This is a genomic window from Gammaproteobacteria bacterium (assembly GCA_028819075.1).
GTDB lineage: Bacteria > Gemmatimonadota > Gemmatimonadetes > Longimicrobiales > Gaopeijiaceae > BD2-11.
This window is the reverse complement of the sequence record JAPPMM010000043.1, coordinates 107614-123208: the sequence shown is the minus strand read 5'-3', so window position 1 is coordinate 123208 and position 15595 is coordinate 107614. Positions and strand designations below refer to the sequence as shown.

Genomic DNA, 15595 nt, shown 5'->3' with positions numbered 1-15595 from the left:
TGTGACTCCTGGAACACGGAAGGCTTCTTCAAGCGGGCGAGCGCGGCTGAGATCGCGACTTGCCTCGGAGCGGGCGCAAGCACGACGGACCGCAACGACGGCCGGGACTCCCCGATATGCATGGCCGCGCGGTTCACCAGCGACCCTGAGGTCATCAACGTGCTGATCCGGCACGGCGCCTCGGCGAACGACTGGTGCGCCTTTAACAATTGGGAACTGAGTGAATGCTATGCGAACGCGAGCGTGCTGCACGTCGCGGCTCGCGACAACCCGAACCCGGCCGTGCTTCAGGCGCTGATCGACGCGGGCGCGCAAGTGAACGCGGTGGCGGGGCCGGTCTGGACGCCCCTGAGCGTCGCTTGGCTGTGGCACAACACCGAGGAAGTGGTCGAACTACTCATGCGGAACGGCGCGACTGGCTCGATCGAGATCGGGCCGAGCCTGTGTGATTGAGAACCCCAACAAAGGGGAGCAGATCGGCACAGTGGCTGGAGATGTTCACACGGGGTGCAGATGCACGGACAGGGACGACCTTTGCACATGCAGGGGACACAGCCACAGCCGACGGCGGACACCGGCTCCGTTTCGCAATGGGGAACTATCAGCTGTCGCCAATGCGACGAATTTGCGTAAAATGGCGACAATACAGGTCAGACGGCGACCCATGTCCCGGCATACCCAGGGATATGCCGCCGCCTCACGATTCATGGTGAGCATGTGACGACGGCCAGCGTTTGTCCAGCGTGCTTCCGCGGGTCTGTTGCACGATGACGTATTTCCCCCTATTTGGGGGGCGCGTCCGGGCGAAAGATCCCCCATTATTGAGGGGGTATCGTCGGCACGGCGAGGGCCGGGCCCGCCATCACAAGGGGAGCGCCATGAGCCACCAGGAGCGTTTCGAGGGCATCCCGCCCATGATACGCAAGGCCCCGCTCGGCGATGTGCCGTGGACGACGTCGGCCTCCATGATGCCATGACAAGTCAGGACCAGTTGGAACGCATCGTGGGAATGCTGCACGACGCCGCGCTCGGCGATGTTCCATGGACCGTGCCGGCCTGCACGATCAATGAGATCGTAAGGACGAGGGGCAACTCGCTGGTGATCGGCCGGGGGAGTTCGGCGGCCGACGCGCAGATCTTCTTCTCGGAGAGCTGTTACGGCAACGAGCGCCGCACGGACCACGACAAGCAGTACTTCTCGGAGTTCTACCACCGCGACGAGAGGGTCCCGCGCGCCCTGAGGCTGCCCGACGCTCAATTGATTCCGTCCGGCCGCCTGTACACTGAGCAGGAGAAGAAGACCTCGCCCGCATGCAACCGCACATGGTGGAGGACGAAGAAGAGCGGCCTCCATGTGCGCCTGGACGGATCAAGCGGCTCGCATGTCCTCTGGATCCTCGCTGACTCGTCGGAACCTGACCGGGGCTGGAATACGGCCCAGGTGGAGACGATCGAGCACCTTCTGCCGCACATCCGCCAGTTCGCTCGAGTGCGGGGGGTGCTGGATGACGCGAGGGCGCTGGGCAGTTCGCTCGCGGAGTTGCTCGACAACGACCGCTTCGGCGTCATCCAGCTCGATTCGCGCGCGCGCATTGTGGCCGCGAACGACCGGGCGCGCCGCCTCCTGAGTCAAGGTAGAGCACTCTCCGACAGGGGTCGTGTCCTGAGCGCGGCCGGCTTTGTGGAGAACGACGCGCTGCAGCGGCTGCTGGCCCGTGCGTTGCCTCCGCACGGCCTCCCGGCGTCGGCCGGTTCGATGACGATCGCACCGCCCAACGCCCGCACGCGGTTGACCGTTCACGTCACTCCTGTGACCAGGCGCGAATGGGACCTTCGCGCACAGCGAGTAGCCGCGCTTGTGCTGATCGCCGATCCGGCAAGCCGGCCCCGGATCGATCCCGGCCTCGTGGCGGAGGCACTGGACCTGAGTCCGGCTGAGAGCCGGCTCGCGACCATGTTGGCAGCCGGCCGAACCGTGCGAGAGATCGCCGCGGCCACGGGGCGCACGGAGGGTACCGTCCGCTGGCACCTGAAGCGGATCTTCCGCAAGCAAGGCATCTCGCGGCAGGCGGATCTGGTGCGGCGGGTGCTGTCGCTGGAGGGCTTTCCCCGGTCTCGCGGCCCCTAGCAGCTAGACCTCAGCGGCCTCGGCGCCGGGCTTCCCGCCGTATTCCCGCAAGAGTGCCGCCAGTGCCGTCCGCCCCCCTGTCTCCGCCCAGTCCAGCGGAGTTCGTCCGGTACTGTCCCGGAGATTCGGATCGGCTCCGGCCATGAGCAACAACTCAACGGCCTCCAAGTTGATTCCAGTGGTCCTGGCTGCGAGGTGCAAGGGCGTGGATCCCTCCGTCGTCCCTTCTCTCAACTCCAGCGTTATCGGCTCGTTCAGATCGGCTCCCGCTCCGATCACGATCTCCGTCACCAGCGTTGTTCGATTGAAGATGGAGACGTGCAGGACCCGAGAGAGGCTGGCGCCCGCCTCGATCATGATCCGAATCGCTGCGGGGTCTTCGTTGCTGGCCGCGCATTGGGCGGACCAACCCACTCCCGCGCCGTGCCGCAAGAGAAGGCGAATCATCTCCGTGTTCACGCTCTGCCTGGCCGCCAGGCAGAGCGGCGTGCCGCGCCGAAGCGGATTGGCGTCGATGTCCGCGCCCGCCAGGATGAGCACCTCCGCCACGTCGGGATTCGGGTTGTCCCGCACTGCCAGGTGGAGCGGCGTGATGCCATGCTGGGCGTCCGAAACATGTCCGCACAGGTCGGTCACCTGCGCCCCCCCGTCGATCAGAGCCTGAATCACCGCCGGGTTCTCGTTCTCGGCCGCCGCCACGCACAGCACGGTTTGGTCCTCGTCGTTGCGAGTGCTGGGGCGCGCGCCGGCGTCGATCAACGCCCGGATCACCGCCGGGTCATCCGTATTCGACGCCGCGAAGTGGAGGGGGGTCCTTCCATCCGGAGCCCGAGAGTTCACATTCTCGCCCGCGCTGACGCACGCACGGATGGTCTCTGCGGTTGCGGACTGGAAGAACGCGCTCGTATTCCAACCGAGGGGGCAGGTATCGGTGGCAGCGGGAGTCACGGGATCGGCGTCGCCGCCTCCGCAGGCCGCGAGACCGATCGCGAGCAGGCTCCGCGTAATGGTCCTCGTGTTCATCTGCGGTGCCTCATTCTGAATCCTGCGTCGTTGCCCACGATGGTGCATCGCTGGACAGTCTGAGAATGAATCTACGGGGGATGCCGACCGTAGCGTACCTCCCATATTGGGGGATATAGCGCCTGAAAGCTCACAATGCCTGGGAGTTCAAGCGTCACTGATACGCGTGAGGGGACTATCGAAGGTTGTCGGGGTGAGGATCGGCCCGCGGCGACCCGCCTATTCCTTGAACAGGTCGGAGTGGGTACCGGTACGGACCAAGTGCAACTCGCTACCCTTGATATGGTAGATCACGAGCCAATCCGGTTCGATATGCGCCTCCCGGTATCCCTTCCAGATTCCTCGCAGCGGATGATCGCGATGACGCGCGGTCAAGGGCTCCCGCTGGACCAGCGATGCCAGCAGCGCCCGCAGCTTGTCCATATCCTTACCCCGCGCTCTTGCTTTCCTGACGTCACGCCTGAACCGCGAGGAGCGGACGGGGATCAGCATGTCAGATGTCGAGATCGCGGAACAACTCCTCAACGCTGTCGAACCGTCGGCCTTTGCCGGCGGCCAGTTCCTTCATGGCTTCGACGGTGGTCCGATTGGGCACCTGGATGGTGAAGGGCAGCCGCTTTTCCTCTGCTACCCGCAGCATCAGGAGGCGGATCGCGTCGGACACGGTCAGACCCATGGCCTGGAGTGCCTCGGTGGCCCGTGCCTTGGTATCGCTGTCGATGCGGGCGCGCACAACGGTGTCTGTACTCATTCTGGATCTCCCTTTTGCAATTTAGCTACAGTGTAGCTACACCGAGTATCGCTCGCAAGTAGATCTCACGCTAGAAGAACCAGTTGGCCGACAGGAAGAGCACTCTGGGGAGGGCCCCGTATTCGGACCTGAGGGTTGGAGTCAGGTCTTGCCCCGGTGGGTCGTCGCCAACACCGAAGAACGCCCCGAGCCGCAGCGCAAGGCTCTCCGTCGCCGAGTAGCTCAGGCCCGGCGACACGAGGAATGAGCCGTCACGCAGGCTGCCAAGCCATAGCGCGCTCACCGACACCAGAGGGTGCAGCGCGTACGAGAGCTGCAGCACCCCCGTGTCGCGGCCGAGCACCTGCATCTCGCTCTGGGCGAAGGCGCGGCTGGTTGCGGTGGCGACGAGTTCGTCCGGGGAGGTCGCGCCCAGGCCGTCGTGCTGGTATTCGATGACGACGTAGAGGTCGCGCGCGCCGATGAGGAAGGTGCGGTCGAGCCCGATCGCCCCGCGCAGGGCCGTGCGGCCGTCCAGGTCACGCGCCGCCGCTTCGGCCCTGAGCGCCCACGACCCCACCGCTCCGCTCAGGAAGGCCGCACCGCCGAAGGTGTCGTGGACGACGCCCGCCCATCCCCCCACATCCCAGCCCGCCGCGTTGGTGCTCGCGCGTCCGAGCAGGGTGAGCGTCTCGCGTTCGCCGACGCGGGCGGGGCGGGCCACCACCTCGAACTGCGTGAACGCCCCCCGATAGTAGCGCAGGCGCGCGGCGTCCACCCCGATGCGGTACTCGCGGAAGGGGTCGGAGGGATCGAACGGGGCGAAGGGGTCGGCGGGGGTGAGGACCAGGGTGGTCGCCCACGACACCGGCTGTCGGCCGACGGTGAGGTCCGCGTTGGCGCCGAGGTCGACCCGCGCGCTCAGCCGGTCGAAGCGATGCCGCCACTCGGCGCGCTTGCCGGAGTGGATCTCGCCGTCCAGCGAGAGCCAGTCGCCTCCGGAGACCGTGCCCGCAGCGGTGAAGAGCTGTGCGCCGGGTGCGCCGGCCTGACGTAACGTCAGGGTTTGCTCGTACGCGGCGTCCAGACGCAGCGGGCCGGGCGCCGCGTTCCACATGAGGCGCAGGCGCTGCACGTCCGACGCGCCCGCCGGCCCGAGCACGCTCTCCTGCACATGAGTGCCGACGTTCAGGTAGTAGCCGGAGAGCCCGGGTTGCTGGGCGGCGCCAGGCAAGGGGAAGAGCGAGAGGGCCACGACGAGGCAGGGAAGCGCGGGGAGCGGGCGAGATCCGCGCGACGGTCCGACCGACGCCTCTGCCGTCGTGCGCGCGGGCTCACACCGGGTGATCGCGGCCATCATCGGCTCCCATTGCAGCCCCGCCTATCTGCGGATCCGCTGTACCTCCAGAAGCCGCTGGCGCACCTCCTCGGCTGTCCCCGCCTCCTCCAGGTCGCTCCACAGCTGCTCGATCGTGGCCGCATCCACGTACCCCGGAACGGTCGTGCGCCATCCCTGCTCGGCCCGGTAGCGGTCCACGGCATCGACGGCATCCTGCGTGTAGACGTTCCAGTCGTCATCCTGGGGCGAGACGTCGTCGGCCTCCGGACGGTAGTAACCCAGCTCGTGCAGCATGAGCTTGAGCTGATAGATGTCGCGCCCAACCTCCTGCTGCAGGATGCGGAAGCCCAGCGTCTCGGAGATGGCGTTGTAGATGCGGCGCATCTCGGCGAGCGGGTCCTCGTGCTCGCACACGTTGATCTGCACGGTGAGGCCGTCCTCGCGGCGTGCCATGCCGGGGCGCGGATCGGCGACGATGACCGCGGCGGACTGGGCCTCGCCGTGGCGCGCATCCCCGCCCACCAGGTGCCCGGCCTGCAGGGCCTCGATGAGCCTGTCGGCCAGGTGGCGCGGCGTGCCCTCGGTGGACTCGAAGCTCTCGCCCACGGCATCGACGACTTCCGGCCCGACCAGGGTATTGCCCTGCGCCACGTAGTTGAGGCCCGCGCGATGACCCGCCCACTGGCTGCGCGTCCCGGTGTGCTGGGCGGAGCGGCCGTCCAGGCCGATCACCCCGATCTGGCGGCTTGCGGCGTTGTCGTCGGCCGCCAGGCGCTGGGCCAGCGCATCCTCCGGGGACACGCCCTGCTCGATCAGGTCGAGGAGTTCGTAGCCGTACTCGGTACGGGTCGCCGCCTGGGTGGCCACCGCGCCCACGCCCTTGCGCACCCATGGCACCCCATTGCCCACGCACGCGTTGCGGGTGGTGACCGCCACCCCCGATTCCCCGGTGGCGGGGTCGATGGCCGCGATCGAGAAGGTGTGGAAGACGAGCTCTTCGCCCGTCCGCCACCCTGCCGGTTCCTGTGCGCGGGCGTCCGCCGCAAGCGCGAGCGCCACGAGCGTCAGGGTCATCATTCGTCGAGCGATCATCGGTCCTCCTCGGAGTGGTGTTCCACGGCCTGCTGCCGGCCGGGGGACGGCCTGCCGCCCAGCTTGGGAAGCGCGCGTCCCCGGGGAAGGAGCAGACTGCCGCCAACGTAGGGCGGCGCGGCGCGGCAACAAAGATTGCGTCAGCGGCGACACCCTAGATAAACTCGGCGGGACCGGTTGCGTCGATACGGCGGAACGACGCCCGTGAATCTGATTAATCGATGCTTTTGTTGATGCATCCTCATCTTGCGAAAGGAGGATCGATGCCCGCGGTAACGATGACGGTGAACGGGGTCTCGCGCTCGGCGGATGTCGAGGGCCGCACCCTCCTGGTCGACTTCCTGCGCGAGCAACTGGCGCTGACCGGGACTCACGTGGGGTGCGACACCAGCCAGTGCGGGGCCTGTGTCGTTCACATGAACGGCCAGTCCGTGAAGAGTTGTACCTGCCTCGCGGTGGACGCCGACGGGGCGGAGGTGACCACCATCGAAGGACTTGCGAACGGGGCGGACCTGCATCCGATGCAGGAGGCCTTCCGGGAGCACCACGGGCTGCAGTGCGGGTTCTGCACGCCCGGAATGGTGATGAGCGCCATCGACTTGGTGAACCGGAATCCGAGCCCGAGCGAGGGTGACGTCCGGCACTGGCTCGACGGCAACTTCTGCCGGTGCACCGGCTACCACAACATCGTGAAGGCCGTGATGGCCGGCGCGGACGCGATGGGAGGTGGGTCATGAGCGACAACGGCAGCAACGGAACCGGCTTCATCGGCGCGTCGCTGAAGCGCAAGGAGGACGCGCGCTTCCTCACCGGGCGCGGCCGCTACACCGACGACATCAACCTGCCCGGGCAGTTGTACGCCCACCTGCTGCGCTCGACCGTGGCGCACGCGAACCTGGCGAGCGTCGACACCAGCGCAGCGGAGGCGGCGCCGGGGGTTCACGCGGTGTTCACCGGGCCCGACATGGAGGGCGTGGGCGGCGTTCCCACCGGCTGGCTGATCCACTCGAAGGACGGGTCGCCGATGGTGGAGCCCGCGCACCCGCCGATGGCCATCGGCAAAGTGCGCCACGTGGGCGAGGTCGTGGCCATCGTGGTCGCCGAGACCCGCGACCAGGCGCGCGAGGCGGCCGCCCTGATCGACATCGACTACCAGGAGCTGCCCGCGGTCGCTTCGCTGGCCGCCGCGCGCGCGGACGGCGCGCCAAAGGTGTGGGACGAGGCCGACGGCAACCTGTGCTACGACTGGGAGGTGGGCGACCGTGCCGCTGCGGAGGAGGCCATCGCCGGCGCCGCCCATACGGTCTCCATCGACGTGGTGAACCAGCGGCTGGTCCCCAACGCGATCGAGCCGCGCGCCGCCATCGGGAGTTTCGACCCGACCACGGACGTGTACACCCTGTACACCACCAGCCAGAACCCGCACCTGATCCGGCTGCTGCTGGGCGCCTTCGTGCTCGGGCTGCCCGAGCACAAGCTGCGCATCGTGGCGCCCGACGTCGGGGGCGGCTTCGGCTCCAAGATCCCCCATTACGCGGAAGAGGCCATAATCACCTGGACCGCGGGCCGTCTGGGCCGGCCGGTGAAGTGGACGTCCGACCGCTCGGAGGCCTTCGTCTCCGACACCCAGGGCCGCGACCACACCAGCACGGCCACCTTGGGGCTCGATGAGGACGGCAAGTTCGTCGGCCTGAAGGTCTCCACCCAGGCCAACCTGGGCGCCTACCTTTCCACCTTTGCGACCTGCGTGCCCACCTACCTGTACGGCATCCTGTTCGCGGGGCCGTACACGACCCCCGCCATCTACTGCGAGGTCGAGGGGGTGTTCACCAACACCGTCCCGGTGGACGCGCTGCGGGGAGCGGGGCGGCCGGAGGCCACCTACCTGCTCGAGCGCCTGGTCGACAAGGCCGCGGCCGCGACCGGCATCGACCGGGTCGACATCCGGCGCCGCAACTTCATCCGCGAATTCCCCTACCAGACGCCGGTCGCGCTCCAGTACGACCAGGGCGACTACGACGCCACCCTGGATCTCGCCCTCGAGGCGTCGGACTGGGACGGCTTCGAGGCGCGGCGGTCGGAGGCGGCCGGCCGGGGCAAGCTGCGCGGCATCGGCATCTCCACCTTCATCGAGGCGTGCGGCATCGCGCCCTCGGCGGTGGTGGGATCGCTGGGCGCGCGCGCGGGCCTGTACGAGGTAGGCAGCGTGCGCGTGCATCCCACGGGCTCGGTATCGGTCTTCACCGGCACGCACAGCCACGGCCAAGGGCACGAAACCACCTTCGCCCAGATCGTCGCCGAGACGCTGGGCGTGGGCTTCGATGCCGTCGACGTGGTGCACGGCGACACCAACTCCATCCCCTTCGGCATGGGCACCTACGGGTCGCGCTCGCTGGCGGTGGGGGGCACGGCCATCTACAACGCGGTGCAGAAGGTCATCGCCAAGGGCAAGAAGATCGCCGCGCATCTCCTTGAGGCTTCAGAGGAGGACATCGAGTTCGCCGACGGCAACTTCACCGTGGCCGGGACCGACCGCTCCAAGAGCATCGGCGAGGTCGCGCTGACCGCCTACGTCCCGCACAACTATCCCGAGGGGCTCGAGCCCGGACTCGAGGAGACCGCATTCTACGATCCGCTCAACTTCACCTTCCCGGCGGGGACCCACGTCGCCGAGGTGGAGGTGGACCCGGAGACGGGCGTCGTGGAGCTGGTGGCGGTGACGGGCGCCGACGACGTAGGGCGCATCATCAACCCCATGATCGTGAACGGGCAGCTGCACGGCGGCCTGGCGCACGGCATCGGACAGGCGCTGCTCGAGCACTGCGAGTACGACGCGGAGGGCCAGTTGGTGACCGGTTCGTACATGAACTACACCATGCCGCGCGCGGGTGACCTGCCCAACTTCAACATCAACCACAACACCACCCACTGCACGCATAACCCGCTGGGTGTGAAGGGAGTCGGCGAGGTCGGCTCCATCGGCGTTCCGCCCGCGGTGATCAACGCGGTGGTCGACGCGCTGAGCCCGCTGGGGGTGACCCACATCGAGATGCCCGCGACATCGGAGCGGGTCTGGCAAGCGATTCAGGCCGCACAGGCCCAGGACTGACCGGAGGCGACAGTGGACGATTTCCAATATCACGCACCGTCTTCGGTTGACGGTGTCCTGAGCGCCCTCAGGGGCGCGGACGACGGCAAGGTGCTGGCGGGAGGGATGAGCCTCGTGCCCGTCCTGAAGCTGGGCATGGCGGCGCCGAGCGATCTGGTGTCGCTGCGCAACGTGCCGGGGCTGAGCGACATCGAGGATCACGGGCACTGCCTCAAGATCGGGGCCTGCTGCACGCACGCGCAGGTTGCGGCGTCGAGCGTGGTGCAGGAGCGCATCCCGGCGCTGGCGGCGATGGCCGGCCGCATCGGCGATCCGCAGGTGCGCAACTGCGGCACCATCGGTGGCTCGGTGGCGCACAACGATCCGGCGGCCGACTATCCGGCGGCGTGCGTCGGGCTGGGAGCGACCATCATCACCGACCGGCGCAAGATCTCGTCGGACGACTTCTTCGGGTCGATGTTCGAGACCGCGCTCGAGGAGGATGAGCTGGTCACCGCCGTGTGCTTCCCCATCGTGGCGCGGGCCGCCTACGCGAAGTTCGAGAACCCGGCGTCGAAGTATGCGGTCGCGGGGGTCATGGTGGCCCGGGGTGACGACGGAGTGCGGGTCGCGGTGACCGGTGCGGGCGCGGGCGTCTTCCGGGTGGCGGAGATGGAGGCCGCGCTGGCGGACGACTTCTCGGCCGATGCGGTGTCGGGGATCGGCGTGTCCGCGGACGGACTCCTGTCCGACAACGTGGCGGGCGCCGAGTACCGGGCCCATCTGGTCACGGTGATGGCGAAGCGGGCCGTGGAGGCCTGCGGCTAGCGGAGTCCGGCGAAGCGTCAGATGGACGAAAAAGAGAGGGCGCGGGGCCGCGCTGAGATGAGCGGTCCTGCGCCCTTGCCGCGTTCAGTCGACGGGGAGAGCGGTTCTGCTTCCTTTCCGCGATCCGTCGACGAGGCAGTGGCGCTTCTCGGCAGCCAGGGCTACGTCGCGGACGCGAGTCTGGGGACCGCGCTCTTTCTGGCGCTCGAGCTTGGCCGTCCCCTGTTCCTGGAGGGCGAGGCGGGGGTAGGCAAGACGGAGCTGGCTCGGGCCGTGGCCGGCGCGCTGGGCAAGCCCCTGGTGCGGCTCCAGTGCTACGAGGGACTGGACATGGCCGCGGCCGCGTACGAGTGGAACTTCGCGAAACAGATGATCCACATCAGGGCCGCGGAGCTGGGACGGGACGGGCGTACGGGCGACGGCGCCTCCGGCCCTGGCGGTTCGCTGCCCGCCGCCGAGCGCGACGTCTTCGGAGAGGAGTTCCTCATCCGGCGGCCCCTTCTACAGGCGCTGGATCCTCCCGGCAAGGTCGCGCCCGTGCTGCTGATCGACGAACTCGACCGCAGCGACGAGCCCTTCGAGGCGTATCTCCTCGAAGTACTCTCGGACTTCCAGATCACCATCCCCGAGCTGGGCACCATCCGCGCGGAAACCCCGCCGGTGGTCGTCATCACCTCCAACCGCACCCGCGAGATCCACGACGCCCTCAAGCGCCGCTGCATCTACCACTGGATCGACTATCCCACGGCGGATCGGGAGATGGCGATTCTCGCGTCGCGGGTTCCGGAGGCCCCGGCGCAGCTCAGCGGCCAGGTCGTGGGGTTCGTGCGCAGGGTGCGCGAGATGGAGCTCTTCAAGCGGCCCGGCGTCGCCGAGACCCTGGACTGGGCGCGCGCCCTGATGGCGCTGGACCGCCGGATCCTGGACCGCGAGACCGTGAATCGCACGCTGGGCGTGCTGCTCAAGTACCAGGACGACCTGGAGCAGTTGCGGCGCGACGGGGGTGTGGAGGAGGCGATGGCGGGGGCGGAGGATCAGTCATGAAACGTCTGATGGTCGTGTGCCTGCTGCTGGCTGCGCCGATACAGGCCCAGGATGCGCCGGAATCGCTGATGCTTGAAGCAGGCATCGACGGCGGCAACAGCATCGCCTGTCCCGGGCACTACGTCGGCGTCCAGGCCCGTGTCGCCGACCCGGTGTCGGTGTACGCCAACGTCGACAACTGGCGCTGCATCGATGCCGCGGGCACGACCAGCCGCGGAGGCCTGTCCGTCCGGCTCGGACGCGCCGATTGGCTCGCGCGGCCAGCGGCGCGCGCGGGACTCGCCTACGACGGTGACGATATCCTCACTACCCTCGGCGCCAGCCTGACGCTCGGCCGGCGGTACGGCGGACGCGTGATCCTGGACCGGCAGTCGCTGGCAGACAGCGACGATGCGCTCGTTCTGTTCCAGATCGGGGGCTACATCTCGTTCTGAGTGCGGCAGCGCGCCGCCAGTTGTTTGGTACTGGCCAGGTTGGCCCTTCAGCGCTGCGGTAGTGTATCCGGACAAGGTGTTCCGGAATCCACATCGCGATTGCACGGAGGACATATGCGCAGCTTGCGCCGAGTTCCAGCTGTTTCCCCGGTGCCGGTGCTTGTCATCGCCGTTTCCGCTCTCGCGGGGGCATTCGTCTCCCCGGCCGCAGTCCAGGCTCAGGCGCCCCCCGACATCCCCGCTCCCAGCGACACCATCTACGAGGTTCGGCTCGGCGACGGCTCGGTGATCTTTGCGCAGGTCGTGGAGCTGGATGGGGCACGTGTGGTCTTCGAAACCGTGGGCGGGGCCCGCCTCGATGTGGAACGTTCCGGGATCGAAGCCGTCCGTCCGGCCAGCGGGCAGGTGGTGGAGGGCGAGTTCTGGGCCGAGGATCCCGGCGGTACGAGGCTGTTCTTCACATCGACCGGGCGCTCGCTCAGGGGTGGTGAGTCGTACATCGGCACCTACGTGGTCGTCCTGCCGTTCGCCGCGGTCGGGATCACCGACCGCTTCACCATCGTAGGCGGGGCGCCCATTCTCTTCGGGGAACTCGAGCCGTTCTACCTTGGTCCGAAGCTGCAGATTATCCGGCAGGCCGAGGTCCAGGCATCCGTCGGAACGCTCGCTTTCTTCTTCGATGACGAGGTGGTTGGGGTCGCGTACGGCGTGGCGACGTTCGGTGACACGGAAAGGGCCCTTTCCGCGGGCATCGGCTATTTCTATTCGGGAGACGAGGTCCTGAACGAGCCGGCGTTCATGCTGGGCGGCGAGACCCGGGTCAGCCGCAGGATCAAGCTCATCACCGAGAACTATGTCCTTCCCGACGCAGTGGGCGTCGTCCTGTCGGCAGGGGTCCGCATCATCGGCGACCGCTTCAACACCGAAGTCGGAGCCATGGGCGCCATCGCCGACGGCGACGGGGGCTGCTGCGTGCCGCTCATAAACTTCTCGTACTCGTTCGGGAGATAGACGGCTGGATTCGAGAGATGGACTGCTGAATTCGGGAGATGGTTTGCCGTATTCCGCAGATGCACCGCTGCATTCGGGACATCGACTACGCGTACTCCTCCTGTTGCTGGCCTTTGCGACGGCCTGCGACACGGGAGAGGCCGGGATGACCCCCGTTGCGTTCGACCGGGTGCAGCCGGACCTCTTCGAGACTCCAGGGGCCCAAACCAACTCCTGGGCCGACTACGACGGCGACGGAGATCTGGACCTGTTCGTGGGGATGCGCTACACGCCGAATCGCCTCTACCGCAACGACGGTGGGGGCTTCGTGGACGTGGCCGTGGAGGTGGGGCTCGCGGACCTCGAGGACACGCGGGCCGGAGCGTGGGGTGACTACGACGGCGACGGCGATCCTGATCTCTACGTCGGATATCCGGTCGCGGAGGGCACGCCGAACCGGCTCTATCGCAACGACGGGGGTCGTTTCACAGACGTAGCGCCCGGTCTGGGGGTGGATCTGGTGGGCACCAGCCGGCAGCCGAGCTGGATCGACTACGACGGGGACGGCGACCTCGACCTCTTCGTCGCGCTGCGCGATCAGCCCAACCGGATGTTTCGGAACGACGGGGCACCGGGCGAAGACGGGGCTCCGCGGGAAAGCGTCAGCAATTCACCGGCCGGAGACGCCCCGGCGTGGACCTTCACCGACGTGACCGCCGAGTCAGGCCTGGGCGACCCCCGCCGCACCGTCGGCGTCGCCTGGTTCGACTACGACCGGGACGGCGATCTGGATGTGCACGTGTCCAACCAGAACGGCGACGAGGACGCCTTCTACCGCAACGAGGGCGACGGCACGTTTGTGGATGTCGCTCCCGCGCTGGGCATGAACCACCCGGGCAGGGGAGCGGAATACGGCAGCGTGGCCGCGGCGGTGACCGATTTCGACAACGACGGCGACCTGGATCTGTTCGTTGCCACCTACGGGCCGGACATCCTCTGGAGCAACAACGGCGACGGCACGTTCACGGACGTCACCGATCCGGCCACGCTGGGCGTCGACTACCATTCGACGTCGGCCGTCTGGGGGGACGTGGACCACAACGGCCTGCCCGACCTGGTGGTGACCTCCTATCTGTCCGGCATCGCCGCGGTCGAGGACCACCTGTTCATGAACGCCGGAGGCGGCCGCTTCCGGAACGCGCTCCCGGCGAACCTCCTCGAGCACGGCCCCAGCCACGGCGTGGCCTGGGCGGACTTCGACCGCGACGGCGATCTGGACCTGTCGATCGCCAACAACGACGAGGCCGGCGGCACCCACCACCTGTACCGCAACCTGCTCGCCCCGGAAACGGCGGCCCGCTCACTGCAGGTTGCGGCCGCCGACGCCACGGGGCGGTCGATGGTCCCCGGCGCGGAGGTCCAACTCCTCGACCACGAGACCGGTGCGCTGCTGGGCACCCGCCTGATCGACACGGGGGGCGGCTACTGCTCGCAGGGCACCGCGCCGGCCCACTTCGGCCTTCCGCCGGACGTGGTGCGCGTGGATGTCCGCGTGACCTTCATCGCCGGGGGAGAGCGGTCGACCGTGGTGCGGGAGGGCGTCCTTCCGGCGGACTACGACGGTCGCTGGCTGATCGTGCCCCAGGGCGGCTGAACCGCGCGGCATGGCCCCCAAGCCCATCAGCCCGCCCGGCAAGCTCGCCGAAAACGTCGCCCATTTCGTGCGCATGCTGCGCGCGGCCGGCATGCCGGTGGGTCCGGGTCACACGCTCTCCGCGGCGCGTGCACTGGGAGTCGTCGACACCACCCAACGGAGCCAGTTCTACTGGGCGCTGCACGGTACTCTGGTATCGGCTCCCGAACAGCGCGCCATCTTCGACAGCGCGTTCCGCCTCTTCTGGCGTGATCCGCTGGGGCGGGATGAGGCCCTGCAGGCGCTGCTCTCGACGTCGCGCATGGGTGAGGGCGAGCCGGGCGAGCGGGCTCCGGCCCGACTCTCGGCGGGAACGGCCCCGGGGTACACCGAGTCGACGCAGGCGCGGGAAGGCGAGGAGATATCCATGCGCATGGCCTTCTCACCCTCGGAGGTGCTGCGCACCAAGGATTTCGAGCAGATGACCGCGGAGGAGGTCCGGCAGGCCAGGGAGGCGCTCCGCCACCTGAAGCTGGATCTGCGGCCGATCCTGACACGCCGCTTCCGCCCCGATCCTCATGGGCCGGGGATCGACGCGCGCCGCACCCTGCGGGCCAGCCTTCGTACGGGCGGATATCCCATGTCTCTGCGGCGCCGCTCACACGCCACGCGCCGCCCGACGCTTGTGGCCATCTGCGACATCTCGGGGTCGATGGAGACCTATTCGCGCATCCTGCTGCACTTCTTCCACACCCTGACCAACGCCGGCGAGCGCATCCACACCTTCCTGTTCGGCACCCGGCTCACCAACGTCACGCGCCTTCTGCGCGACCAGGATGTGGACCGGGCGATGGAGCGCGTGGGGCAGACGGTGCTCGACTGGTACGGCGGCACACGCATCGGCGCGGCGCTGCGGGCCTTCAACCTGCACTGGTCCCGGCGCCTGTTGGCCGAGGGGGCAGTGGTGCTGCTCGTGACCGACGGGCTCGACCGCGAGGGCGCCAGCGGGATCGCCTTCGAGGCGCGGAGGCTGCGCAAGTCGTGCCGGCGGCTGATCTGGCTGAACCCGCTGCTGCGCTACGAGAAGTTCGCGCCCCGGGCGGCGGGAATCCGGGCGCTCCTGCCGGAGGTGGACGAGCACCGGCCCGTGCACAATCTCGCGAGCGTGGAGGCGCTGGCGAGGGCGTTGGGGCGGACGGCGCCGGGCACGCGGGCGCGGGCATCCTGACGAGTGGAGCGGCCGCCTCCCGACGCGTCGCGGCGCGG

The 15595-nt window shown here is 68.3% G+C and carries 15 protein-coding genes; 10 read left to right on the top strand and 5 right to left on the bottom strand.

What is annotated here, in order from left to right:
- Positions 1-120 precede the first annotated feature (120 nt).
- The gene (locus OXU32_10875; GenBank protein MDE0074450.1) at positions 121-453 is read left to right on the top strand and encodes an ankyrin repeat domain-containing protein; all 333 of its coding nucleotides are present in this window, start codon (positions 121-123) and stop codon (positions 451-453) included.
- A gap of 520 nt (positions 454-973) precedes the next feature.
- Positions 974-2128, top strand: coding sequence for a LuxR C-terminal-related transcriptional regulator (locus tag OXU32_10870; GenBank protein MDE0074449.1), 1155 nt, complete (start codon positions 974-976; stop codon positions 2126-2128).
- 3 nt (positions 2129-2131) lie between these two features.
- Here the strand turns inward: OXU32_10870 and OXU32_10865 are convergent, their stop codons facing one another.
- From OXU32_10865 to OXU32_10845, 5 genes are all read right to left on the bottom strand, one after another.
- Positions 2132-3151 carry an ankyrin repeat domain-containing protein gene (locus OXU32_10865; GenBank protein ID MDE0074448.1) on the bottom strand — a complete coding sequence of 340 codons (1020 nt, stop codon included), beginning with the start codon at positions 3149-3151 and terminating at the stop codon, positions 2132-2134.
- Positions 3152-3370: 219 nt separating this feature from the next.
- Positions 3371-3643: a type II toxin-antitoxin system YafQ family toxin gene (locus OXU32_10860; protein ID MDE0074447.1), complete on the bottom strand. Its 273-nt coding sequence runs from the start codon at positions 3641-3643 to the stop codon at positions 3371-3373.
- 1 nt (position 3644) lies between these two features.
- The gene (locus tag OXU32_10855) at positions 3645-3902 is read right to left on the bottom strand and encodes a type II toxin-antitoxin system RelB/DinJ family antitoxin (GenBank protein MDE0074446.1); all 258 of its coding nucleotides are present in this window, start codon (positions 3900-3902) and stop codon (positions 3645-3647) included.
- A 70-nt stretch (positions 3903-3972) separates the two neighbouring features.
- Positions 3973-5241 (bottom strand): hypothetical protein, encoded by a 1269-nt coding sequence (locus tag OXU32_10850; GenBank protein MDE0074445.1) that lies wholly within the window; start codon positions 5239-5241, stop codon positions 3973-3975.
- Between the two features lie 21 nt (positions 5242-5262).
- Complete coding sequence (locus OXU32_10845) at positions 5263-6312, bottom strand: DUF1028 domain-containing protein (GenBank protein ID MDE0074444.1); 1050 nt, start codon at positions 6310-6312, stop codon at positions 5263-5265.
- 263 nt (positions 6313-6575) lie between these two features.
- Here OXU32_10845 and OXU32_10840 point away from each other — a divergent pair, with 263 nt between their 5' ends.
- The 8 genes from OXU32_10840 (at position 6576) to OXU32_10805 (ending at position 15557) form a co-directional block, all read left to right on the top strand.
- Positions 6576-7049 carry a (2Fe-2S)-binding protein gene (locus OXU32_10840; protein ID MDE0074443.1) on the top strand — a complete coding sequence of 158 codons (474 nt, stop codon included), beginning with the start codon at positions 6576-6578 and terminating at the stop codon, positions 7047-7049.
- The gene (locus OXU32_10835) at positions 7046-9421 is read left to right on the top strand and encodes a xanthine dehydrogenase family protein molybdopterin-binding subunit (GenBank protein ID MDE0074442.1); all 2376 of its coding nucleotides are present in this window, start codon (positions 7046-7048) and stop codon (positions 9419-9421) included. The genes OXU32_10840 and OXU32_10835 overlap by 4 nt, the downstream gene beginning before the upstream one ends.
- 12 nt (positions 9422-9433) lie before the next feature.
- The gene (locus OXU32_10830; protein MDE0074441.1) at positions 9434-10228 is read left to right on the top strand and encodes a xanthine dehydrogenase family protein subunit M; all 795 of its coding nucleotides are present in this window, start codon (positions 9434-9436) and stop codon (positions 10226-10228) included.
- Between the two features lie 57 nt (positions 10229-10285).
- Positions 10286-11272 carry a MoxR family ATPase gene (locus OXU32_10825; GenBank protein MDE0074440.1) on the top strand — a complete coding sequence of 329 codons (987 nt, stop codon included), beginning with the start codon at positions 10286-10288 and terminating at the stop codon, positions 11270-11272.
- On the top strand, positions 11269-11706 hold the full coding sequence (locus OXU32_10820) for a hypothetical protein (protein MDE0074439.1): 438 nt from the start codon (positions 11269-11271) through the stop codon (positions 11704-11706). The genes OXU32_10825 and OXU32_10820 overlap by 4 nt, the downstream gene beginning before the upstream one ends.
- A 114-nt stretch (positions 11707-11820) precedes the next feature.
- Complete coding sequence (locus OXU32_10815) at positions 11821-12717, top strand: hypothetical protein (protein ID MDE0074438.1); 897 nt, start codon at positions 11821-11823, stop codon at positions 12715-12717.
- Positions 12718-12862: 145 nt separating this feature from the next.
- The gene (locus tag OXU32_10810; protein MDE0074437.1) at positions 12863-14350 is read left to right on the top strand and encodes a VCBS repeat-containing protein; all 1488 of its coding nucleotides are present in this window, start codon (positions 12863-12865) and stop codon (positions 14348-14350) included.
- A gap of 10 nt (positions 14351-14360) precedes the next feature.
- Positions 14361-15557: a VWA domain-containing protein gene (locus tag OXU32_10805; protein ID MDE0074436.1), complete on the top strand. Its 1197-nt coding sequence runs from the start codon at positions 14361-14363 to the stop codon at positions 15555-15557.
- The last annotated feature ends 38 nt before the right edge of the window (positions 15558-15595 follow it).

What these genes read in the sequence shown, in the direction of transcription:
- OXU32_10825 (MDE0074440.1), top strand. Translation starts at nt 10,286, where the DNA reads ATGAGCGGTCCTGCGCCCTTGCCGCGTTCAGTCGACGGGGAGAGCGGT.
- OXU32_10875 (MDE0074450.1), top strand. Translation starts at nt 121, where the DNA reads ATGGCCGCGCGGTTCACCAGCGACCCTGAGGTCATCAACGTGCTGATC.
- OXU32_10860 (MDE0074447.1), bottom strand. Translation starts at nt 3,643, where the DNA reads ATGCTGATCCCCGTCCGCTCCTCGCGGTTCAGGCGTGACGTCAGGAAA.
- OXU32_10840 (MDE0074443.1), top strand. Translation starts at nt 6,576, where the DNA reads ATGCCCGCGGTAACGATGACGGTGAACGGGGTCTCGCGCTCGGCGGAT.
- OXU32_10850 (MDE0074445.1), bottom strand. Translation starts at nt 5,241, where the DNA reads ATGATGGCCGCGATCACCCGGTGTGAGCCCGCGCGCACGACGGCAGAG.
- OXU32_10845 (MDE0074444.1), bottom strand. Translation starts at nt 6,312, where the DNA reads ATGATCGCTCGACGAATGATGACCCTGACGCTCGTGGCGCTCGCGCTT.
- OXU32_10805 (MDE0074436.1), top strand. Translation starts at nt 14,361, where the DNA reads ATGGCCCCCAAGCCCATCAGCCCGCCCGGCAAGCTCGCCGAAAACGTC.
- OXU32_10820 (MDE0074439.1), top strand. Translation starts at nt 11,269, where the DNA reads ATGAAACGTCTGATGGTCGTGTGCCTGCTGCTGGCTGCGCCGATACAG.
- OXU32_10855 (MDE0074446.1), bottom strand. Translation starts at nt 3,902, where the DNA reads ATGAGTACAGACACCGTTGTGCGCGCCCGCATCGACAGCGATACCAAG.
- OXU32_10870 (MDE0074449.1), top strand. Translation starts at nt 974, where the DNA reads ATGACAAGTCAGGACCAGTTGGAACGCATCGTGGGAATGCTGCACGAC.
- OXU32_10810 (MDE0074437.1), top strand. Translation starts at nt 12,863, where the DNA reads ATGACCCCCGTTGCGTTCGACCGGGTGCAGCCGGACCTCTTCGAGACT.
- OXU32_10865 (MDE0074448.1), bottom strand. Translation starts at nt 3,151, where the DNA reads ATGAACACGAGGACCATTACGCGGAGCCTGCTCGCGATCGGTCTCGCG.
- OXU32_10835 (MDE0074442.1), top strand. Translation starts at nt 7,046, where the DNA reads ATGAGCGACAACGGCAGCAACGGAACCGGCTTCATCGGCGCGTCGCTG.
- OXU32_10815 (MDE0074438.1), top strand. Translation starts at nt 11,821, where the DNA reads ATGCGCAGCTTGCGCCGAGTTCCAGCTGTTTCCCCGGTGCCGGTGCTT.